The 21,151-nt window shown below is 61.2% G+C and carries 16 protein-coding genes and 1 riboswitch; of the genes, 12 read left to right on the forward strand and 4 right to left on the reverse strand.

Annotated elements, in window-relative coordinates; all coding sequences use genetic code 11:
- The first annotated feature begins 137 nt into the window (after positions 1-137).
- Positions 138-244: riboswitch (TPP riboswitch) on the forward strand.
- A gap of 94 nt (positions 245-338) precedes the next feature.
- From thiC to CUR33_RS04630, 11 genes are all read left to right on the forward strand, one after another.
- Complete coding sequence (gene thiC / locus CUR33_RS04580) at positions 339-2,234, forward strand: phosphomethylpyrimidine synthase ThiC (RefSeq protein ID WP_090249753.1); 1,896 nt, start codon at positions 339-341, stop codon at positions 2,232-2,234.
- An 81-nt stretch (positions 2,235-2,315) separates the two neighbouring features.
- Entirely contained in the window at positions 2,316-3,605 is a 1,290-nt protein-coding gene (gene cytX / locus CUR33_RS04585; protein ID WP_448703112.1) for a putative hydroxymethylpyrimidine transporter CytX, read from the forward strand.
- Between the two features lie 165 nt (positions 3,606-3,770).
- Entirely contained in the window at positions 3,771-4,373 is a 603-nt protein-coding gene (locus CUR33_RS04590; protein WP_289238840.1) for an NUDIX domain-containing protein, read from the forward strand.
- A complete protein-coding gene (locus CUR33_RS04595) occupies positions 4,364-4,828 on the forward strand; it encodes a DUF1249 domain-containing protein (protein WP_090249747.1) in 465 nt (154 codons plus the stop codon). Before CUR33_RS04590 ends, CUR33_RS04595 begins: the two co-directional genes overlap by 10 nt.
- A gap of 173 nt (positions 4,829-5,001) precedes the next feature.
- Positions 5,002-5,823, forward strand: coding sequence for a 3',5'-cyclic-AMP phosphodiesterase (gene cpdA / locus CUR33_RS04600; protein ID WP_289238841.1), 822 nt, complete (start codon positions 5,002-5,004; stop codon positions 5,821-5,823).
- Between the two features lie 55 nt (positions 5,824-5,878).
- A complete protein-coding gene (locus CUR33_RS04605) occupies positions 5,879-6,490 on the forward strand; it encodes a YqiA/YcfP family alpha/beta fold hydrolase (protein ID WP_167143044.1) in 612 nt (203 codons plus the stop codon).
- Positions 6,491-6,505: 15 nt separating this feature from the next.
- Positions 6,506-8,410, forward strand: coding sequence for a DNA topoisomerase IV subunit B (gene parE, locus CUR33_RS04610; RefSeq protein ID WP_160085676.1), 1,905 nt, complete (start codon positions 6,506-6,508; stop codon positions 8,408-8,410).
- Positions 8,410-9,393 (forward strand): esterase-like activity of phytase family protein, encoded by a 984-nt coding sequence (locus tag CUR33_RS04615; RefSeq protein ID WP_167143041.1) that lies wholly within the window; start codon positions 8,410-8,412, stop codon positions 9,391-9,393. The genes parE and CUR33_RS04615 overlap by 1 nt, the downstream gene beginning before the upstream one ends.
- Positions 9,390-9,914: a retropepsin-like aspartic protease family protein gene (locus CUR33_RS04620; RefSeq protein WP_167143038.1), complete on the forward strand. Its 525-nt coding sequence runs from the start codon at positions 9,390-9,392 to the stop codon at positions 9,912-9,914. The genes CUR33_RS04615 and CUR33_RS04620 overlap by 4 nt, the downstream gene beginning before the upstream one ends.
- 7 nt (positions 9,915-9,921) lie before the next feature.
- Positions 9,922-12,180, forward strand: a complete 2,259-nt coding sequence (gene parC, locus CUR33_RS04625; RefSeq protein ID WP_167143034.1) for a DNA topoisomerase IV subunit A — start codon at positions 9,922-9,924, stop codon at positions 12,178-12,180.
- Between the two features lie 155 nt (positions 12,181-12,335).
- Entirely contained in the window at positions 12,336-13,043 is a 708-nt protein-coding gene (locus tag CUR33_RS04630) for a PqiC family protein (RefSeq protein ID WP_167143030.1), read from the forward strand.
- Between the two features lie 53 nt (positions 13,044-13,096).
- Here the strand turns inward: CUR33_RS04630 and CUR33_RS04635 are convergent, their stop codons facing one another.
- On the reverse strand, positions 13,097-14,632 hold the full coding sequence (locus CUR33_RS04635; RefSeq protein WP_167143027.1) for an AhpA/YtjB family protein: 1,536 nt from the start codon (positions 14,630-14,632) through the stop codon (positions 13,097-13,099).
- Positions 14,633-14,806: 174 nt separating this feature from the next.
- On the opposite strand from CUR33_RS04635, the gene serB reads away from it, so the two are divergent.
- The gene (serB, locus tag CUR33_RS04640; RefSeq protein WP_160013015.1) at positions 14,807-16,021 is read left to right on the forward strand and encodes a phosphoserine phosphatase SerB; all 1,215 of its coding nucleotides are present in this window, start codon (positions 14,807-14,809) and stop codon (positions 16,019-16,021) included.
- A gap of 84 nt (positions 16,022-16,105) precedes the next feature.
- Here the strand turns inward: serB and CUR33_RS04645 are convergent, their stop codons facing one another.
- The 3 genes from CUR33_RS04645 to asd all read right to left on the reverse strand — a co-directional run bounded on the left by CUR33_RS04645 (position 16,106) and on the right by asd (position 21,144).
- Positions 16,106-18,175, reverse strand: coding sequence for an EAL domain-containing response regulator (locus tag CUR33_RS04645; protein ID WP_160085671.1), 2,070 nt, complete (start codon positions 18,173-18,175; stop codon positions 16,106-16,108).
- A 64-nt stretch (positions 18,176-18,239) separates the two neighbouring features.
- Positions 18,240-20,045, reverse strand: a complete 1,806-nt coding sequence (locus tag CUR33_RS04650; RefSeq protein WP_289238842.1) for a molecular chaperone — start codon at positions 20,043-20,045, stop codon at positions 18,240-18,242.
- Positions 20,046-20,277: 232 nt separating this feature from the next.
- Positions 20,278-21,144, reverse strand: coding sequence for an archaetidylserine decarboxylase (asd, locus tag CUR33_RS04655; RefSeq protein WP_289238843.1), 867 nt, complete (start codon positions 21,142-21,144; stop codon positions 20,278-20,280).
- Between the last annotated feature and the right edge of the window lie 7 nt (positions 21,145-21,151).

A 21,151-nucleotide genomic window follows, 5' to 3' on the forward strand; every position in this document is an offset into this window, starting at 1 on the left:
AGTGTAGTTTGCAACAAGCTATGTTGCCTGGGTGCAACAATCCGTCGGTGAATGGGTCCTCGTCACGACCCGACGCGCGGGTCATGAATATTTGACTCCTGGGTTGGTTTTATTAGCTGGGGTTGATTAGACTGGCCGCGTTCTTGTCGGGGTGCCCCAATTGAGGGGCTGAGATTGGCAGCTGCCGGATCCCGTTGAACCTGATCAGGTTAAGGCCTGCGTAGGGAACAAGATGCGCTCGCCATTCCCCTGTCGAGCCTCTGGCACCGCCTCAGGTGCGCCTCAACGCCGCTCATCCGTCCAGGTTCGCTCCGACATATAGCCCTGGAGAGCCGCCGATGAGCACACAAGAAAAAAACCTCAATCCGATCCTGAGTGAATCCGCCCAGGTCGACCAGCAGTCGATCCAACCGTTTCCGCGTTCGCAGAAGGTCTATGTGCAGGGCTCGCGCCCGGACATATTGGTGCCTATGCGCGAGATCAGCCTGGACGTGACACCCACTGACTTCGGCGGCGAGATCAATGCACCGGTGATGGTGTATGACACCTCCGGCCCGTACACCGACCCCAAGGTCATCATCGACGTGCGCAAAGGCCTGGGCGATGTGCGTTCGCCGTGGATTGAGGCGCGCGGCGACACCGAACGCCTGCCTGGCCTGAGCTCCAACTTCGGCCAGCAGCGCCTGGCTGATGCCGAGCTAACCAAGCTGCGTTTCGCTCACGTCAACAACCCGCGCCGCGCCAAGGCCGGCGCCAACGTCAGCCAGATGCATTACGCGCGCAAAGGCATCATCACCGCCGAGATGGAATACGTCGCCATCCGCGAGAATATGAAGCTGGAAGTGGCGCGCGAAGCGGGCTTGCTTACTCAGCAGCACCCTGGCCACAGCTTCGGCGCCAGCGTGCCGAAAATCATCACCCCTGAATTCGTGCGTGACGAGATCGCTCGCGGTCGCGCGATCATCCCGGCGAACATCAACCACACCGAATTGGAACCGATGATCATCGGCCGCAACTTCCTGGTGAAGATCAACGGCAACATCGGCAACTCGGCGCTGGGCTCAAGTATTGAAGAAGAAGTGGCCAAGCTGACCTGGGGCATTCGCTGGGGTTCGGACACGGTCATGGACCTGTCCACCGGCAAGCACATTCACGAAACCCGCGAGTGGATTATCCGCAACTCGCCCGTACCGATCGGCACCGTGCCGATCTATCAGGCCCTAGAAAAAGTCGGCGGCGCAGCCGAAGAGCTGACCTGGGAATTGTTCCGCGACACGCTGATCGAGCAGGCCGAGCAGGGCGTGGACTACTTCACCATCCACGCCGGCGTGTTGCTGCGTTATGTGCCGATGACCGCCAAGCGCGTTACTGGCATCGTTTCGCGCGGTGGTTCGATCATGGCCAAGTGGTGCCTGGCGCACCATAAAGAGAACTTCCTCTACACCCACTTCGAAGACATCTGCGAAATCATGAAGGCCTACGATGTCAGCTTCTCGCTGGGTGATGGCCTGCGTCCTGGCTCGATTGCCGACGCCAACGATGAAGCGCAGTTCGGTGAGCTGGAAACCCTCGGCGAGTTGACCAAGATCGCCTGGAAGCACGACGTACAGACCATGATCGAAGGCCCTGGCCACGTGCCGATGCAGCTGATCAAAGAGAATATGGACAAGCAGCTCGAATGCTGTGACGAAGCGCCGTTCTACACCCTCGGCCCGCTGACCACCGACATCGCGCCAGGTTACGACCACATCACCAGCGGCATCGGTGCGGCAATGATCGGCTGGTTCGGTTGCGCCATGCTTTGCTACGTCACGCCCAAGGAACACCTGGGCCTGCCGAACAAGGATGACGTGAAGACCGGCATCATCACCTACAAGATTGCCGCCCATGCTGCGGACTTGGCCAAAGGCCATCCGGGCGCGCAGATTCGCGACAACGCACTGTCCAAGGCGCGCTTCGAATTCCGCTGGGAAGACCAGTTCAACCTCGGTCTCGACCCCGACACCGCGCGCTCGTACCACGATGAAACACTGCCCAAGGACTCGGCCAAGGTCGCGCATTTCTGTTCGATGTGCGGGCCGAAGTTCTGCTCAATGAAGATCACCCAGGAGGTGCGGGTCTACGCAGAAGAGCAGCGTATCGCCGCGCTGGAACTGGATGAGGCCGAGCTGGGCATGCAGGCCAAGGCGGCCGAGTTCAAATCCCAAGGCAGTGAGCTGTACCACAAGGTCTAAGGCCTCGATTCGGCTTGATCGAACACCACCCACGGCATGCGTGCCCTGGGTGGTTTTTAATTTTCTGAGGTGGCTATTACCGTGAGCACAACCCACACCTATTCCCCACACCAGAGTGTGGCCAGCGACCAGCGCGTGCTGGGTGCGCGGGACATGTTCTCCCTGTGGTTTTCCCTCGGCATTGGCCTGATGGTCTTGCAGCTGGGGGCTCTACTGGCGCCCGGGCTGGGCATGAGTGGCGCACTGTTGGCAATTGCCTGCGGCACGGCCGTGGGGGTGCTGTTGCTCGGGGCGGTGGCGGTGATCGGTAGCGATACCGGTCGTTCGAGTATGGCCGCCCTGAAGCTTAGCCTGGGCAGCAAAGGCGCCTTGCTGCCGGCCTTGCTGAATGTGCTGCAATTGATTGGCTGGGGCGCCTTCGAGATCATTGTGATGCGTGACGCCGCGGGCGTGCTGGCCGAGCGTGCATTCGGTGCTGGCTCCGCGTGGAGTAACCCGCTGATCTGGACACTGTTCTTTGGCGCGCTGGCGACCCTGTTGGCGGTCGCCGGGCCGCTGACCTTCGTGCGCAAAGTGTTGCGTAAATGGGGCATCTGGCTGCTGCTGGGTGCCTGCGTGTGGCTCACCTGGAACCTGCTCGACAAGGCGGATCTGGCAAGCCTCTGGGCACGTGCCGGGGACGGTTCGATGCCATTTGCCCTGGGTTTTGACATCGCCATCGCCATGCCGCTGTCGTGGTTGCCGCTGATTGCCGACTACTCGCGCTTCGGCCGCAGCGCTGCGCGGGTATTTGGCGGTACCGCGCTGGGGTTCTTCCTCGGCAATGTCTGGCTGATGAGCCTGGGCGTGGCTTACACCTTGGCCTTTGCTACTGGGGCTGAGGCCAATGCGCTGCTGTTGGCGCTGGCGGGTGCCGGTCTGGGTATTCCGCTGCTGCTGATTTTGCTGGATGAATCGGAAAACGCTTTCGCGGACATCCACTCGGCGGCGGTGTCGGCCGGCATTGCCTTGCCGCTTCGGGTTGGGCAGTTGGCCCTGGCGATTGGCGTGCTGTGCACCCTGATCGCCTGGCTGGCACCGCTGGCCGAGTATCAGAATTTCCTGCTGCTGATCGGTTCAGTTTTTGCGCCGCTGTTTGGCGTGGTATTGGTTGACCACTTTATCCTGCGCCGTCGGCGTGCCGAGCTGGCCCCCGTTTGCAACTTGCGCGTTGATACCTTGCTGGCGTGGGGCTGTGGTGCGGTGGTCTATCACCTGCTCAGTCATTATTGGCCGCAAATAGGTGCCACCCTGCCAGCGTTCTTGCTGGCCGCGGGGCTACAGTTACTGCTGGGGCAGCTGAGCCGTAAGCGCGGGGCGGCGATCCGTTGATGCAGTGGGCGGTCGTCATGCTCAGGGTATAAAACCAAGCCTGTTAGCCGAACGGTCGTGGTGACAGCTTGTCAGTGCTCAGTGGTCAACGTGTAAGCTGTGGCGAACACGCTGACCGTTCAGGTCAGCCGCTGCGAACCGTTGTACGGAGTGTTGGAGTCCGCAATGAATGCTCAAGAGGATGTGCAAGTGCTGGAGCGTGAGGCCTGCTTTAGCGGCTTCTACAAGCTCGATCGGCTGCGTTTGCGCCATCGCCAGTTTGCCGGTGATATGGGTCCGGAGCTGAGTCGTGAATTGTTCGTGCGCCACGATGCCGTGTGTGTGCTGCCCTATGACCCGCAGCGTGATTGTGTGGTGTTGATTGAGCAATTTCGCGTGGGGGCGCTGGATAAAAGTGCCAATCCCTGGCTGCTGGAACTGGTCGCCGGCTTGATCGACAAGGATGAACAGCCCGAGGAAGTGGCACGCCGCGAAGCGCTGGAGGAAGCCAATCTGCCGCTTAGTTCGCTGTGGCCGATTACCCAGTACTACCCGTCACCCGGCGGTTCGGATGAGCGTGTGCATTTGTTCGTCGGCCGTTGCGACAGTGAAGGCGCGGGCGGCGTACATGGTCTGGCGGAAGAGGGCGAAGACATTCGCGTGCACGTCTGGCCGTTGGAGGATGCCTTGGATGCGCTGAAAGACGGTCGCATCGACAACGCCGCCAGCATCATCGCCCTGCAATGGCTGGCGCTGAACCGCGCGGAAGTGCGAGGGCTGTGGTCATGAACCTGCTGCGCGAGCGCTATCGGGTCGACCTGGTCGAGCTGCAGACTGCTTGCGAACTCAACTATGTGCGCCTGCTGCAGTTGCTGCCGGACATGCGCAACGATGCGCGCGGGCGTCAGCACGTTCGCCGTGTGGCCCTCAGCCAAGGCGAGCACCTGCTCGGCGTGTTGGCCCTGGAGGTACTGGAAACCTGCCCGTACACCTCAACCATCGAGGTGCGTCAGGAACACAGCCTGTCCTGGCTGCCGGTGCCGCGACTGGAAGTGCGGGTCTACCACGATGCACGCATGGCCGAGGTGGTAGGTACGCAAAGTGCCCGACGCTTCCACGGTATCTATCCCTATCCCAATGCAGCCATGCACCAACCGGATGAGAAGACTCAGCTCAACCTGTTTCTCGGTGAGTGGCTGAGCCATTGCCTGGCCTGCGGTCACGAGCTGGCACCCGTGCGTTAGGTTTTTCCACGCTCAGCCGATAATCAGTCGCAGGCGCATTATTCCGATACGCGCTAGCCTAAGGGTGGGTGTTGGATTTACAGCGGACGTTCTGTGATCTATTCCCCTTTCGCGGGTTTACCGCCCGCAGGACTAGCCAGCATAATTCATGCATTCCGCTCAAGGAGAAGGTCTTGCCGGGCGCGCCGATTCAAACCACTGCTGTTGATCGCTCGGTACTGCTGGTGCAGCTCTCCGATAGCCACCTGTTTGCCGACGGGGCAGGCAAGCTATTGGGCATGGATACCCAGGACAGCTTGCAGCGGGTGATCGAGCGTGTGCTGCAGGAACAGCCGCAGATTGACCTGGTCCTGGCCAGTGGCGACCTCTCGCAGGACGGCAGCGCTGAGTCCTACCAGCGTTTTCGCGAGATGACCGCCGCCATCCCCGCGCCCGCGCGCTGGTTCCCCGGTAACCATGATGAAGTGCCCGCTATGCAGGCCGCCTGCGTCGGCAGTGATCTGCTGGAACCGGTGATCGACCTGGGCAACTGGCGCGTGACCCTGCTCGACTCCTCGATCCCAGGTGCCGTACCTGGTTACCTCAGTGATCAGCAGTTGGCTTTGCTGGAACGCGCACTCAGCGAAGCGCCGGATCGTCATCACCTGATCTGCCTGCACCACCACCCGGTGTCCATCGGCTGTAAATGGATGGAGCCCATCGGTTTGCGCAACCCGGATGCCCTGTTTGCCGTGCTGGAGCGTTTCAGCCAGGTGCGTGCAGTGCTCTGGGGGCATATCCACCAGGAGCTCGATCAGCAGCGCGGCCCGATCCGACTGCTGGCATCGCCCTCGACCTGCGTGCAGTTCGCCCCAGGTAGCGAGGAGTTTCAGGTGGATAAAACCGCGCCGGGCTATCGCTGGCTGCGCCTGTTCGATGACGGCCGCCTGGAAACCGGGGTGTCGCGGGTTACCGGGATCAAGTTCGAAATCGATTACACCATCAAGGGCTATTGAGCCGCTCGGCTAACCGGTTGCAGCCGGTCGCCGCAACCGGTTAGCCTCCCGCCCCATGACCACATCCATTCTCTATATTCACGGGCTTAACAGCTCGCCGGCATCGCTCAAGGCCAGCCAGTTGCAGCGCTCTATGACGCAGCTTGGCCTGGCCGCGCAACTGCGTGTGCCAGCCCTGCATCACCATCCACGTCAGGCAATTGCCCAGCTCGAAGCGCTGATTGCCGAGCTTGGTCGGCCCGTGCTGGTTGGCAGCTCGCTGGGCGGCTACTATGCGACCCACTTGGCCGAGCGCCATGGGTTGCCGGCGCTGTTGATCAATCCCGCCGTACGCCCGCATATGCGTTTCGATGGCTACCTGGGCCCGCAAAAAAATTATTACAGCGACGAGACCTGGGAGCTGACGACCGATCACGTAACAGCCCTGGCCGAACTGGATGTGCTGGCGCTGCAGGATCCGGCGCGTTATCAGGTGTGGCTGCAGACCGCCGACGAAACCCTCGATTACCGCGATGCCCAGAACTATTACCGCGCCTGCGCGCTGCGTATCCAGGCCGGTGGCGATCACGGTTTTCAGGGTTTTGCCGAGCGCCTGCCGATGCTTTTCGCTTTCGCCGGTATTCCTCGCCATCTGTGGCAGGATATCGACTTTTCCGCTCTCAATTGACGAACAAGAGACCCCATGGCCCAGCAAGGTTCTAGCTCTTACAACGCCGATGCCATCGAAGTCCTTTCCGGCCTCGACCCGGTGCGCAAACGCCCGGGCATGTACACCGATACCAGCCGGCCCAACCACTTGGCCCAGGAAGTCATCGACAACAGCGTCGACGAAGCACTCGCCGGGCATGCCAAATCGATTCAGGTGATCCTGCATGAGGACAACTCCCTGGAAGTGCTCGACGACGGTCGCGGCATGCCAGTGGACATTCACCCGGAAGAGGGCGTGCCAGGGGTCGAGCTGATCCTCACCAAACTGCATGCTGGCGGCAAATTCAGCAACAAGAACTACCAGTTCTCAGGCGGCCTGCATGGCGTGGGCATCTCGGTGGTCAACGCGCTGTCGACCCGCGTGATCGTTACGGTCAAGCGCGACGGTAACGAATACCAGATGAGTTTCGCCGACGGCTACAAGGCCAGCGACCTGGCCGTGGTCGGCACGGTGGGCAAGCGCAACACTGGCACCAGCGTGCATTTCTGGCCGGATGCCAAGTATTTCGATTCCTTTAAATTCTCGGTCAGCCGTCTCAAGCACGTACTGAAAGCCAAGGCGGTGTTGTGCCCGGGGCTCGCGGTCAGCTTCGAGGACAAAGCCAGCGGCGAGAAAGTCGAGTGGATGTATGAAGATGGCCTGCGCTCCTATCTGGTGGATGCGGTTAGCGAATTTGAACGGCTACCCAATGAACCGTTTTGCGGTAGCTTGGCGGGCAATAAAGAAGCCGTAGATTGGGCGCTGCTGTGGTTGCCGGAAGGCGGCGACGCGGTGCAGGAAAGCTACGTCAACCTGATTCCCACTGCTCAGGGCGGTACACACGTCAACGGCCTGCGCCAAGGCCTGCTGGATGCCATGCGCGAGTTCTGCGAGTTCCGCAGCCTGCTGCCGCGCGGGGTCAAGCTGGCCCCGGAAGATATCTGGGAGCGCATCGCCTTCGTCCTCTCGATGAAGATGCAGGACGCGCAGTTCTCCGGGCAGACCAAGGAACGCCTGTCTTCCCGTGAGGCGGCTGCCTTCGTTTCCGGTGTGGTGAAAGACGCCTTTAGCCTGTGGCTTAACGGCCATCCGGAACTCGGCCAGCAGCTCGCCGAACTGGCGATCAGCAACGCCAATCGCCGCCTCAAGGCCGGCAAGAAGGTTGAACGCAAGCGCATCACCCAAGGCCCGGCGCTGCCTGGCAAGCTGGCTGATTGCGCCGGCCAGGACCCGATGCGCTCCGAGCTTTTTCTGGTGGAAGGTGATTCCGCCGGTGGTTCGGCCAAGCAGGCGCGCGACAAAGAGTTCCAGGCGATCCTGCCGCTGCGCGGGAAGATTCTGAATACCTGGGAAGTCGATGGCAGCGAAGTGCTGGCCAGCCAGGAAGTGCACAACATCGCCGTGGCCGTAGGGCTCGATCCGGGCTCAAGCGACCTCAGCCAGCTGCGCTACGGCAAGATCTGCATCCTCGCCGACGCCGACTCCGACGGTCTGCATATCGCGACTTTGCTCTGCGCGCTGTTCGTCCAGCACTTCCGCCCGCTGGTGGATGCGGGTCACGTCTATGTCGCCATGCCGCCGCTGTACCGCATCGACCTGGGCAAGGAGATTTTCTACGCCCTGGATGAGGCCGAGCGTGACGGCATTCTCGACCGCCTGGTGGCCGAGAAGCGTCGTGGCAAGCCGCAGGTCACCCGCTTTAAAGGCCTGGGTGAGATGAACCCGCCGCAGCTGCGCGAAACCACCATGGACCCCAACACCCGGCGTCTGGTGCAACTGACCCTGGACGATTACCCCGGCACCCAGGAAATGATGGACATGCTGCTGGCGAAGAAGCGCGCCGGCGACCGTAAATCCTGGTTGGAGTCCAAGGGCAACCTGGCCGAGGTGCTGCTCTGATGCAGCGGCTGTTGGCTGTCTGCCTGCTGCTCTGCTCACCCTTGCTGGCGAGTGCGGCGGCATTGGAGGAGCTGAAACTGCTCAATGAGCAAGCGGTCAGTGGCGTCAGTGGCGGCAACCTGTCTGGGCTGGCCTGGTGCGACAACGCGCTGTGGGCGGTTTCCGATCGGGATGATCAGCAGCTGTATCGTTTGGAATCGGATGAGTCGCAGTGGCAGGCCACGGCCGAGACCTTTGTTGCGCCGCCTGCGCCGGATGTGCGCTTGCCCTGGGGGCTGCGCATGCGCAGCTGGGTCGCCGGCCTGGTACGCGGTGGTGAGCTGGATTTCGAAGGGCTGAGCTGTGACGCCGCCGGTAACCGTTACCTGGTCAGTGAGGCCAAGGCGGCTGTGCTGCAGTTGCCTGTGGTCGGCGAACCCAACTGGTTGAAGCTGCCTCAGGGCCTGCTGCGCCAGGCGCGCGCCAGTGGCATGGCGCTGCATTACAACTCGCTGTTTGAAGGCATTGCCGTTGACCCTGCTGGTGAGCGCCTGTACCTGGCGGCTGAGCGTATGCGTCGCGGTTTATTGGTGGCGCACAAACAGCGCGCGATCTGGCGTTGCACCGGTGGCTGCGTGTTATTCAGCGAGGCGGGCACGGAAACGGGGCCCGAGCAGCTGGGCGGCAAGCCGCAGCCTCGGGATTTCTCGGGTCTGGCCTTCCATAACGAAAAGCTCTTCACCCTTGAGCGTCAGGCGCACCGTATCTGTCGGCGCGACCTGAGCACTGGTCAGGTCGAGAAGTGCTGGTCGTTTGCCGCCGAGGCGCTGACTCCAGAACGCCTCTATGCGCCGTCCTACGGCCTGGCGGAAGCGCTGTGGGTGGATCAGGACGGTGCCTGGATCGGTGTCGATAACGGCAGCTTCAGCCGTGCCGACGGTGAGTCGCGGCCGATTATCTGGCGCTTTGCCGCACCTAAAGGCGGCTGGGGCAGCAAGCTGTGAGCGAGCAGCCTGCGGGCAAGCGTGCCGGGCGCGTGATGCTGGTGCTGGCCTGGGGCGCAGCGCTGTTGCTGGCGACCAAGTTTTTTGGTGACTGGGAGGACGCTCAGCGCAACCCCAATCGCGCGCCTGAGTCGCTGCATGGCAGCGGCTATGTCGAAGTGCACCTGGCCAGCAGCCGCCAGGGCCACTACATGGCCGGTGGCAAGATCAATGGCGAGGAGGTGACCTTCCTGCTCGATACCGGTGCGACGCAGGTCGCGGTGCCGACCGAGGTGGCGCAGCGCCTGGGTTTGCAGGCGGGCGCGGCGATCACCATCAGCACCGCCAATGGCCGCGCTACGGCCCATCGCACGCGGCTGGAACGCTTGCAGCTGGGCGATATCGTGCTGACCGACGTAGAGGCTTTGATCGCCCCCGGCATGGGCGGCGATGACGTATTGCTGGGCATGAGTGCCCTGAAACAACTCGAATTTACCCAGCGCGGCGGCACCTTGATGCTGCGCCAATCCACCTTGCAATGAGGCACGCATGAGCGAATCCCTCGATTTGAGCCTGGACGGCGTTGAACGCCGTTCCCTTGCCGATTTTACCGAGCAGGCTTACCTCAATTACTCCATGTACGTGATCATGGATCGCGCACTGCCGCATATCGGTGACGGCCTCAAGCCCGTGCAGCGGCGTATTGTCTACGCCATGAGCGAGCTGGGCCTGGATGCCGACTCCAAGCACAAGAAGTCGGCGCGTACTGTCGGTGACGTGCTCGGCAAGTTCCACCCGCACGGCGACAGCGCCTGTTACGAAGCCATGGTGCTGATGGCGCAGCCGTTCAGCTACCGCTACACCCTGGTCGACGGCCAGGGCAACTGGGGTGCGCCAGATGATCCCAAGTCATTCGCCGCCATGCGTTACACCGAGGCGCGCCTGTCGCGTTACTCGGAAGTGCTGCTGACCGAGCTGGGCCAGGGCACCGTGGACTGGGTGCCGAACTTCGACGGCACCATGAACGAGCCAGCGACCCTACCGGCGCGCCTGCCGAATATTCTGCTCAACGGCACCACCGGTATCGCCGTGGGCATGGCCACCGACGTGCCGCCGCATAACCTGCGTGAGGTCGCGACGGCCTGTATTCGTTTGCTGGACGAGCCGAATGCCACGGTCGAGCAGCTCTGTGAACACATCCTTGGCCCGGATTATCCGACCGAAGCGGAAATCATCACCCCGCGCAGCGACCTGCTGAAGATCTACGAAACCGGCAAAGGCTCGGTGCGTATGCGCGCCGTGTACCGCGTCGAGGACGGCGATGTGGTGGTCACGTCGCTGCCGCATCAGGTCTCCGGGGCCAAGGTGCTGGAGCAGATCGCCGCGCAGATGCAGGCGAAGAAGCTGCCGATGGTCGCCGATCTGCGCGACGAATCGGACCACGAGCACCCTTGCCGTATCGTCATTATCCCGCGCTCCAACCGCGTGGATGCCGACGAGCTGATGCAGCACCTGTTCGCCACCACCGAGCTGGAGTCCAGCTACCGGGTCAACACCAACGTGATTGGCCTGGACGGCAAACCGTCGGTCAAGGACCTGCGTACCCTGCTCACCGAGTGGTTGCAGTACCGCGTCGGTACCGTACGCCGCCGTCTGCAGTTCCGTCTGGACAAGGTTGAGCATCGCCTGCACCTGTTGGAAGGCCGCTTGATTGCCTTCCTCAACCTCGACGAAGTGATTCGCATCATCCGCACCGAGGATTCGCCCAAGCCGGTGTTGATGGAACGCTTCGGCCTGACCGAGATTCAGGCCGAGTACATACTTGAGACCCGCCTGCGTCAGCTCGCGCGGCTTGAGGAAATGCAGATCCGTGGCGAGCAGGACGAGCTGGCCAAGGAGCGCGACAAACTGCTGGCCCTGCTGGGTAGTGAAACCAAGCTGAAGAAGCTGGTGCGCCAGGAAATTTTGGCCGACGCCGAGAAATACGGCGATGACCGTCGCTCACCTATCGTTGCCCGCGCCGAAGCCAAGGCGCTGAGCGAAACCGAGCTGATGCCGACCGAGCCGGTCACAGTAGTAATTTCCGAGAAGGGCTGGGTGCGCTGCGCCAAGGGCCACGATATCGACGCCACTGGCCTGTCGTACAAGGCCGGCGATGGCTTCAAGACGTCCGCGCCAGGACGCTCCAACCAGTACGCAGTGTTTATCGACTCCACCGGGCGCAGCTACTCGCTGGCCGCGCATTCGCTGCCATCTGCCCGTGGCCAGGGCGAGCCGCTGACTGGCCGCTTGACGCCACCGCCGGGTGCGACCTTCGAATGCGTGCTGCTGCCCGATGACAATGCGCTGTATGTGATCGCTTCCGACGCCGGCTACGGCTTTGTGGTCAAGGGTGAAGACCTGCAAGCCAAGAACAAGGCCGGCAAAGCCTTGCTCAGCCTGCCTGCCGGCGCGCTGGTGGTGCCGCCGAAGCCGTTGGCCAATCGCGAAGAAGACTGGCTGGCCGCGGTGACCACCGAAGGTCGCCTGCTGCTGTTCCCCGTGCGCGATCTGCCGCAACTGGGTAAAGGCAAAGGCAACAAGATCATCGGCATTCCGGGTGAGCGGGTTGCCTCGCGTGAGGAATACCTCACCGATCTGGCCGTGCTGCCGGCTGGTGCGACGCTGGTGTTGCAGGCCGGTAAGCGTACGCTGTCACTGAAAGCCGATGATCTGGAACACTACAAAGGCGAACGCGGACGGCGCGGCAACAAGCTTCCGCGCGGCTTCCAGCGGGTCGACAGCCTACTGGTCGAAGTCCAGGGGTAGGCTGCGGCGGCGCCAGACGCATATCGGCACAGTGCTGTGCTGGAGTCGTGAGCGGCTTTCAAGGATGATACGCGGCCGTAAGGCGGGTCACGTAAGTGAGCCGCCTGCACCTAATGTGTATGCACGCCGGCAGACTGGCCGGTTGGATGAGTGAGATGACTGCACTGCGTTTCCCCGGAATTTTGCTATTGGCCGGTGCGCTTGGCCTGACGGGTTGTATGCGTTATCAGCAAGCGCCGTTGTATCAACTCGACAGCGGCGAAATTCGTGTACCTGCTGCCGAGCAAGGCATTGCTGTGCTGCTCGGGCCGGTGGCGGTTGCCGATTACCTGCAACGCGAGGCCCTGTTGCAACGCCAGGCCGATGGCAGCTTAACCGCCGCCGAAGATGCGCGTTGGGCCGGCAGTTTAGCGGCGGATATCGATCAGCAGTTGCTGCGCCAGCTGGCCTCGCGTTTGAACAGCCAGCGCCTGGTACTGGCACCGGCGACTGCAGGCTTTGTACCGCAGGTGCGTCTGGGCGTGTCGATCACCCGCTTGGATTCCGGTCCGCAGCGCCCGGCTGTACTGGAGGCGCAGTGGCGTTTGGCCGGTGCCGACGGCAAGCTGCTCGACGGGCGTTTAGTGCGCCTGGAGGAGGCCCACAGTGGCAGCATCGTCGATCAGGTGCGTGCGCAAAGCCTGGTGGTGCAGCAACTGGTGGCGCAATTAGCCGCTGCAGTGGAAACCCATGGCAAGCCCGCCCCGCAAGTCGCCCCCGCACCGGTTCGCCGTCCGGCGCCGGCCAAGCCCACGGTACCTGATGTGCCGCGTATTCCCGTAGCTGAGCCGATTCGCAGTGAAGGGGAAGTGTTCCGCTTCTAGGTCATTCGCCACAAAAAAGCCCGCTATTTGGCGGGCTTTTTTATGCTGAGTGATCAGTGACTCTCGTGCATGCGTGCGAGTTGGCGCTCAAGCAGCGACGGGTAGGGTTCCAGCAAGCGCTCTACGCAGCATGCACCTTGCGGGCTGGCAATGGCGCGAATACGCGCACGCTGGCTGACCAGGGCGTCATCGGCAATGCTGCGTTCAACCAGCAGCAAGTTGCGGCTGTGCTGGGACAGCGCCAAGGCATTTTGTGCTGTTTCACTGAGCAGCAGATCGCCTTGGCTGAGGTCGCTGAGGTTTTCACCCAGGGTCAGGCCCAGCTGCAATTGCAGGGTAATGCCGCTGTCAGCAACCTCGATCTGCAAGGCATGGCCGAGGGCGCGCATCAGTTCGCCGCAGCAGATGGCGTGGGTCAGGTAGTCCTCACCAATATCCAGTTGATGGAACAACATCAGGCTACTGCCGTCGCTCAAGGTGTGCAGTTCGCCCTGATACAGGCTGGCCGCCTGGTCCAGGCAATCACGGTAACGCTGCAGCAGCTCCATCAAACGGGTGCGCGGCAAGCGGCGCAGCTGTTCCTGTGCGCCCAGCTGGATCGCCAGTACGGCGCTGGGTAGTGGCTGCCGAATCGCGGGAGCTGGCGCGGCTTCACGCTCGGTTTGATCGCGTAGCTCGGAAAACGGATCGTCCACTGCGCTCTCGGCGTAGGGCTGGTCATCGCGATGCAGCGGTTCGGTTAACTCGCCTTGCGCATCGAAGCGATCATCGCGCAGGTCGCGGACTTCGAAGTCCGGCTCATCATCGAACGACTCGGGCAGGTAGTCATCATCGTGCTGGGCGGCCGGCTCGTCGTCGTAGAACGGCTCTTCTTCAGCTTCTGGCTGTGCAGGCTTTTCCGGTACCAGGCGCGCTTGCAGCTGGCGCGCCAGATCGCCGATTTCATCCTGGCGGCCAGCGCCAGGGGCAGGATCGTCCGGGTCGCGCAGCCAGACGCGCAGCTGCAGCAGTGGCGTGGAGATATGTCGGCCCAGGCGCATGCTCAGGGACAGGGTCAGGGCCAGCAGAATCAGGCTGAGGATGCCCATGCTCTGCAGGCTGATAGTCATCGGTTGCTGGAACTGCTGCATGTCCAGGCTGATGCGCAGCTGCCCGGCGATCACCTCCTGAAAGGTGATGGGGGTCGAGTACAGCCCTTCGGTCTCTCCCAGCATGCTCTGACTGGGGCGCGAACCCGCTTCGGCGAGGATGCGGTTGTCCACGCTGTAGATCGCGGCATGGGCCACCAGCGGGTTTTTCACCAGATTATTGAGCAGCACGTTGAGGCTGAGGATGTCGTTCGACACCAGCAACTCGGTGGCCGAGGCCGCGGTCTGGGTAATCAGGCTGGTGCCCAAGGCTTCAGCCTGTTGCTGCATGGCATGCTTGAACTGCATGCCGATCACCCAGCCGTAGATCACCAGGGCCAGGGCCACCAGTAACAGGCTATGGCTGACAATGCGCAGCGCCAGGGGAATGCGCCGTTGGCGCAGGGCCTGGAACAGCAGCAGGAAGAAATTATCGGGTTTTACGGGGGTGGGCCGGTTCACAGAGCTCGGCTCATGTCGACTGTAGTTGGCGCGCAGTATAGCGGCGCCCCTGCGGTGGGCAAAGCGCCGTGCGTGGCTGTTTGCCGCTGAAAATGGGTAGAATGTGCGCCTTTTCCACGGCTTGTGACCTGTTCAGCAAGCTGCTGCCCCTGACGCTGTACTGGAGACCGAGCCTTGCGCGAAATCGTCCTGATCAATATCACCGGCGAAGATCGTCCCGGTTTGACTGCCGCCATCACCGGCGTGCTGGCCCAGGGCGGGGTGAATATCCTCGATATTGGCCAGGCGGTGATCCATGACACCCTGTCGTTCGGCATTCTGGTCGAGATCCCGGATAACGAGCGCGCCTCTTCGGTGCTCAAGGACATCCTCTTTACAGCCTACAAGCTCGATCAGCAGGTGCGCTTTACTCCGGTATCCGAGGCTGATTATCAGCAGTGGGTCAGTGGCCAGGGCAAGGCTCGGCATATCGTCACCCTGCTGACGCGCAAGGTCACCGCCGAGCAGCTGCAGCGCGTCAGCGCAATTACCGCGCGGTATGACCTGAATATCGACCATATAGACCGTCTGTCCGGGCGTATGCCGTTAGATATGCCGGCTGAGCAGGGCAAGGGCTGCATCGAGTTCTCCGTGCGGGGCGAGCCGGCCGATCCGGCTGCTCTGCGTGCCGAGTTCCTTAGCGTGGCGCAGGAGTTGAATGTCGATATCGCCTTCCAGCGCGATTCGCTGTTCCGCCGTAATCGCCGCCTGGCGGTGTTCGACATGGATTCGACACTGATCGAGGCCGAAGTGATCGACGAGCTGGCCAAGGCTGCTGGCGTCGGTGAGCAAGTGTCTGAGATTACCGAGCGCGCGATGCGCGGCGAGCTAGATTTTGCCGCGAGCTTCCGCGAGCGTCTGGCGCTGCTCAAGGGCCTGCCGGAAACCGTGTTGGCCGATATCGGCGCTTCGTTGCGCCTTACCGAAGGCGCAGAAACCTTGTTCAGCGAGCTTCGTCGCCTGGGTTACAAGACGGCGATTCTTTCTGGTGGCTTCACATACTTTGCCAAGCAGCTGCAGGCGAAACTGGGCATCGACTATGTGTTCGCCAACGAACTGCAGATCGTTGATGGTTTGGTCACGGGTGTCGCAGTCGAGCCAATTGTCGATGCTCAGCGCAAAGCCGATTTGCTGCGCGAGCTAGCTGCCAAAGAAGGCTTGCGTCTGGAACAGACCATTGCCGTGGGCGACGGCGCCAATGACCTGCCGATGCTGGCCATTGCCGGGTTGGGCGTGGCGTTCCGCGCTAAGCCGCTGGTCAAACAATCGGCCAAGCAGGCGATTTCGACTCTGGGGCTGGATGGCATTCTCTACTTGCTGGGTTTTCGCGACCGCGACGGCCTGGAGTAAACACCGGCAAACAAAAGCCGCCCTAGGGCGGCTTTTTAGTGCTGATTATTTATGGCCATCAGTCAGGTGCGTCAGTGCGCAGCCTTACTCATCGCCGGCCGAGAAGTCGTAATCCATCGACTGGCTTGGGCCCTGCAGGTAATGCCCCTGGATATAGTTGACCCCGGCCTGCCAGAGCGTAGCCAGCACGCTGGCGCTCTCGACAAAGGGCACGATGGTCAGCTTGGCCTGAGAGTGCAGGCTGGCCAGCAGGGTTTTCAGGGCTTCCTGGTTTTCTGCACTGCTCAGGTCCTGAGAGAAGGAACTGTCGACCTTTACGAAGTCGATGTGCAGGTGCTTGAGGGTGTTGAACGGGTTCAGTGAGCAGCCGAACTGGGTAATCGCCGATTTGCAGTGCAGCTCGTTGAGGCCTTGGGTGATGGCTTTGGCCTGCTTGAGGTAAGCAATTGCATCCGGCTCGCTGAACTGGAATACCAGCGAGTCTGAGGGCAAACGCGCCGCTTTCAGGGCTACGCTTAGCCAAGGCAGCAGGGTTGGGTCCTGCAAGCTGGCGCTTGAAAGGTGCACAAACAGGCGGGTGTTGTGGCCTTTGCTGCGGTGGTCCGCCAGCAGTTTGATCGAGTTAAGGATGACCCAGCGATCAATCTTTTCAGCAAGCCCCGCGTCTTTCGCGGCATTGAACAGTTCTGTCGGCGGAATCTCTTCGCCCTGCGGGCCGACCAAGCGCAGCAGCGCTTCATAGTGCTCAAAGCTGTCGCCGCGCAAACTGATGATCGGCTGGAACAGCAGGCGGAAGCTGTTCTTCTCCAGCGCTTGTTGAATCATGGCGACGATATTGCCGCGGCTTGCCGCTGCGGCCAGCTCATCAGCTGGGTTGAACAGTTTGATCGCGTTGCCATCGCTCAAGTCGTCGGCGCAACGGTGAGCGCGGTCGACCACTTCCTGAGCCTTGGCGGTCTTCTCGTTGAGCCCGGCCACACCAATCGACAGGGTGCTTTGAACCGTACGACCACTGACATCGAACAAGTGGCCTTCAACTTTTTTCAGCAGGCCGTTGAGAAGCTCGCGGGTGCTTTCCGGGTTGATGCCGGGCTGCAGCACCGTAAATACATCATCACCAAAGCGAGCGAGTTGTGCGTCGGCACCAAAGTGCGCGCGCAGCAGATTAGCCAGGTCGGTGAGCAGGATGTCGATGCCCGCCAGGCCGATGTCGGCCAGCAGGCTGGCGTAGCGGTCGACCCTGATGTAGGCCAGGCAGGATGGCTGGCCCGCATTTACTGCACGCTCTGCTGCACTGTCCATCAGCTCAAGGAAATGGGTGCGGTTGAACAAACCCGTGACCAGGTCCTGCGTGCTGATCTCGCGGAGTTTCTCTTCCAGTTCGGCGTTACCCGTCTCGGCGCGAATCACCACCTGAATGCACGGTTCGCCATCGTAGGTTGCCGGGGAGAAGCTCATCTGTGCCGGGAAACTCTGGCCATTGGCTTTGATCCCAGCGCAGTGGAGCTCCGCATTGCCTTCGACGCTTTGATAATTCTTCAGGAAGTCCTTAAAGCTGGATTGGTCGCTGCTGCCGATCAAATCGATCATCGGCATGCCTTCCAGCTCATCGGCATCTTCGTAGGCGAACAGTTCCAGGTAGGCGCGGTTGGCATAAATATGCATGCCATCGTGCACGTAAGTGATGGCATCCACGGAGCTGTCGAGTAGCAGCTGGCAACGTTTTTCCGCCTCGCGCAGGGCGACTTCCGAGGCGCGGCGAGCCCGGCGTTCTTCCAAGTTGGCCAGCTCGCGCTTGGCAACCAGTATCAGGCGTTCGTCTTCACCCTGCGGCAATGCGTCCTGGGCGCCGAGCATCAAGGCTTCGGTGACGCTGTCGGAGTCATTATCAGCAAGCAGTTGAATGACCGGAATGTCTTTTGCCTGGCGGCGGATCGCGCCGATCGCCTCACCTGGGGGGAGTTGTTCACTGCTTGGGGCACAGATCAACAAGTCCCAGCTCTGTTGCAGGGCCTCGGCGAGGTCGTCGCTGGAGGTCAAACGATGCACGCGGGTTGCCCGTCCGGCGTTGCGGAACAGGCTGACCAGGCGTTCAGCCTCGTTCTGCGAATCTTCGAGGATCAGTAGCCGAATGGTTTTTTTATCAATGGCCATGGTGTGGTATCAAATCTGCGCCGAACGGGCGCGAAAAGGCGACAAAAGGGAGTGCGTCGGCAATCTACAGCGACTTCCAGAGTGAGTCAAAGTCTTCCTCCCCGCCTGGCGTGCGGCTTTTCGGCGCTGTGACGGGCTTCCCTTGCTCACTGCCGATCTGCTCGACACCCCGGTATTCGAACTGGTTGAAACTGCCAGTGCTGGTCTGTCGGCGACTCAATACTGCGCGGTGTTCATTGCCATTCAGGTTGATACTGACTTTATTGCCTTCCTGAAATGGCAGGCGTGCGGTAATCAGGCTGGCGGGGCGGGAGATGGCGCTGATTTCCGGCAGTAGCAGGGCGCGCAGGTACTGGCTGTTTTGCTCCGCTTTGCGCACCAGTTGCAGGCCGCAGGCTTGCGCATGAGGGGCAATCAGTTCAATTCCCATCTGCGTGCCACCGCCGCGAACCTGGCGAATCCAGCGCACTACAGCAATGCTCCAGCCCTGCCGCGGCAGACCTTGTACGCCAAGCAGCTCGCCGGCTTGGAGCTGGTTCGGCACGTCTTTCGGCCATGACAGGCAATAGCCGCCAGGGCTGATATTGACGATAGCCACTTCGTAGGTAGGGTAGCTTTCCTGGCTATTGGCTTCGTCGGGCTGATTGGACTGATGTGGCTTGTTGTACTGAATCTCTTCGAAGGGCAGGCCGTTTTCCCACTGGTTGCTCTTCTGGGCGTCGAAAGCGTTTGACCAGATATCCGGTGCGCCGGTGTCAGCCTTGAAGACCGCTGCATTGGTTGTCACCGGAACTTGCAGCACCTCGTTGAACGGACGCTTGCCCGCCAAGTAGAAGTGCAGCGCACTCATTCCGATACACAGCGTCAGTGCGCCTTGGCCCTGGCTGCGCTGGAAGGTGCGCTCGGCTATATCGCCCCAGGCTGCCGCCAGATGCTGCAGCATGTCGTGACTGAAGCCTTCGGGCACGGTCAGGCGTGATTGAGCAATATTTTCGGCCGGCAGCAGCAGGTGCTCTTTGATGGCGTCGACCAGTTGGCTGGGGTCGATTCCGAGCGCTTTGTGCAGCTCGGTTTGCTGAAACAGCGAAATATAGCGGGGCGGACCGTCCAGTTGCGGGGCTACAGCGAACAGGCTGGACGGCTCATCGCCAGCCTGTAGGGTGGTCAGCGCGCTCCAGGGCTCAAGCACTTCTGCCAAGCGTGCGATGGCGCTCTGGCGCATCTGGTTGCAGCGCGCGCAGCCGAGCAGCAGAGCTACCAGATAGCTTTGTTCGGTGCTCAGACCTTGTGTGCGCAGGGCCTGAGTATCACGAATCATGGTCTTGTGCAGGCTGCGTGCGAGAGCGATCTGATACAGCTGATGCAGCTCAAGCCAAAGCCCTTCAGGGACCGGGCAGTACAGCTGGCTGGCACGAATCAACGGGCCGCACAGGCTATGGGTTGCACGCTGCAGGGCAACGGCAAGCAGTTGATGCCGTTCGCGGCCAGGCTGTGCAGCTAGGCGTGCCACGATCAGTTTGTAGCCAATGGCCAGGTGGTTTTGCAGGGCCTGGCAAAGGTTGGCGACCTTGCGTGGCCGCTCATCCAGCACGATGGCTTGGTTGAGGAAGTGCTTTTCCAGCTGTTTACAGACGAAGTAGATTTCCGGGCGGAGAATTTCCAGCAGTTGCAGGCGATTTTCCGAGGGCGTCAGCAGTTGGTTGAGTTCGACCAGTGCTTGGTATAGCTGGCGTGCGGTTTCACCGATATTGGCTTTGGGTAGGCCGTCGACCCATTTCTTCAGATCACGAGGACTGGCGTCGCAGAATGACAGGCTTTGCTTATCCGGCGTGGTAACGCGCAGTAGCAAGTGAGAATTCTGTTTATCCATCTAAATCGGATACTCCAGCACACGGGCAAGGCAGGTGAGTCTAAGAATTATGTTTCGACTCTAGCAGCATCTCGCATGCCTCGCAGCCATGTCCTTGGCTGGGTTGCCAAGCTGGCGCGACACACAAATCATCTGGAAGTCTTTGTTGTGACTGGTTTTCATGCTCAGAGGTTCACTCTGAGCGGTCGTCACGGCCCTGTCCGCATGCGCGGACAGGGCCGGGTTTTGAGGGTTAGCCGCGTGCTGCGCCGAGACGTTGGCCCATCTGGACGGGGCTGTTGGCGGCTAGTTCTTCAGCCCACTGCACCTGCTCCGGGCCAAACAGTACGATGGCGGTAGAGCCCAGCTTGAAACGTCCGAGTTCTGCGCCTTTGTCCAGCACGATCGGTGCGCGGGCAGCTTCATCGTAACTGAATGTTTTCAGCATGCGTTTTGGCGGTGTCACCAGCCCCGCCCAGACGGTTTCGATCGATGCCACGATCATGGCGCCGACCAGCACCACGGCCATCGGGCCGCGCTCGGTGTCGAACAGGCAGACCACGCGCTCATTGCGGGCAAACAGTTCAGGCACGTTCTCTGCGGTTGTCTGGTTGACCGAGAACAGTCGACCGGGTACGTAGACCATTTCTTTCAGCGTGCCGGCCAGCGGCATGTGCACGCGGTGATAATCCTTGGGCGACAGGTAAATAGTGGCGAACTCACCGCCCATAAATGCTGCTGCGCGCTCCGTGTCGCCGCCCAGCAGTTCGATCGCGCTGAAGCTGTGACCCTTGGCCTGAAAGATCCGGCCTTGTTCAATTTTACCCAGTTGGCTGACTGCGCCATCGGCCGGGCAGAGCACGGCGCCAGGGCTGCTGTCGAGCGGGCGGGCGCCATCTTTCAGGGCGCGGGTAAAAAAGTCATTGAAGTGAGCAAAAGCAGTCAGGTCTTCAACCTGGGCTTCTTTCATGTTGACGTGGTACTGCTTGGCGAACCAGCCGATCAGGCGATTCTTGAACCAGTTGGCGCGGCATTCGGCGGCACAGCCAATCAGGCGCGACAGTAAGTGGTGCGGCAGCAGGTACTGGCTGAGGATAAACAGGCGGTCTTTCATTAACATTCCTTAA

This window comes from Pseudomonas sp. FEMGT703P, assembly GCF_002786345.1.
Taxonomy (GTDB): Bacteria; Pseudomonadota; Gammaproteobacteria; order Pseudomonadales; family Pseudomonadaceae; genus Aquipseudomonas; species Aquipseudomonas peli.

Bases quoted from the DNA above. Each gene is read 5' to 3' on its own strand.
- thiC (WP_090249753.1), top strand. From the start codon at position 339: ATGAGCACACAAGAAAAAAACCTCAATCCGATCCTGAGTGAATCCGCC.
- CUR33_RS04590 (WP_289238840.1), top strand. From the start codon at position 3,771: ATGAATGCTCAAGAGGATGTGCAAGTGCTGGAGCGTGAGGCCTGCTTT.
- CUR33_RS04605 (WP_167143044.1), top strand. From the start codon at position 5,879: ATGACCACATCCATTCTCTATATTCACGGGCTTAACAGCTCGCCGGCA.
- parE (WP_160085676.1), top strand. From the start codon at position 6,506: ATGGCCCAGCAAGGTTCTAGCTCTTACAACGCCGATGCCATCGAAGTC.
- CUR33_RS04615 (WP_167143041.1), top strand. From the start codon at position 8,410: ATGCAGCGGCTGTTGGCTGTCTGCCTGCTGCTCTGCTCACCCTTGCTG.
- parC (WP_167143034.1), top strand. From the start codon at position 9,922: ATGAGCGAATCCCTCGATTTGAGCCTGGACGGCGTTGAACGCCGTTCC.
- CUR33_RS04630 (WP_167143030.1), top strand. From the start codon at position 12,336: ATGACTGCACTGCGTTTCCCCGGAATTTTGCTATTGGCCGGTGCGCTT.
- CUR33_RS04645 (WP_160085671.1), bottom strand. From the start codon at position 18,175: ATGGCCATTGATAAAAAAACCATTCGGCTACTGATCCTCGAAGATTCG.
- CUR33_RS04650 (WP_289238842.1), bottom strand. From the start codon at position 20,045: ATGGATAAACAGAATTCTCACTTGCTACTGCGCGTTACCACGCCGGAT.
- asd (WP_289238843.1), bottom strand. From the start codon at position 21,144: ATGTTAATGAAAGACCGCCTGTTTATCCTCAGCCAGTACCTGCTGCCG.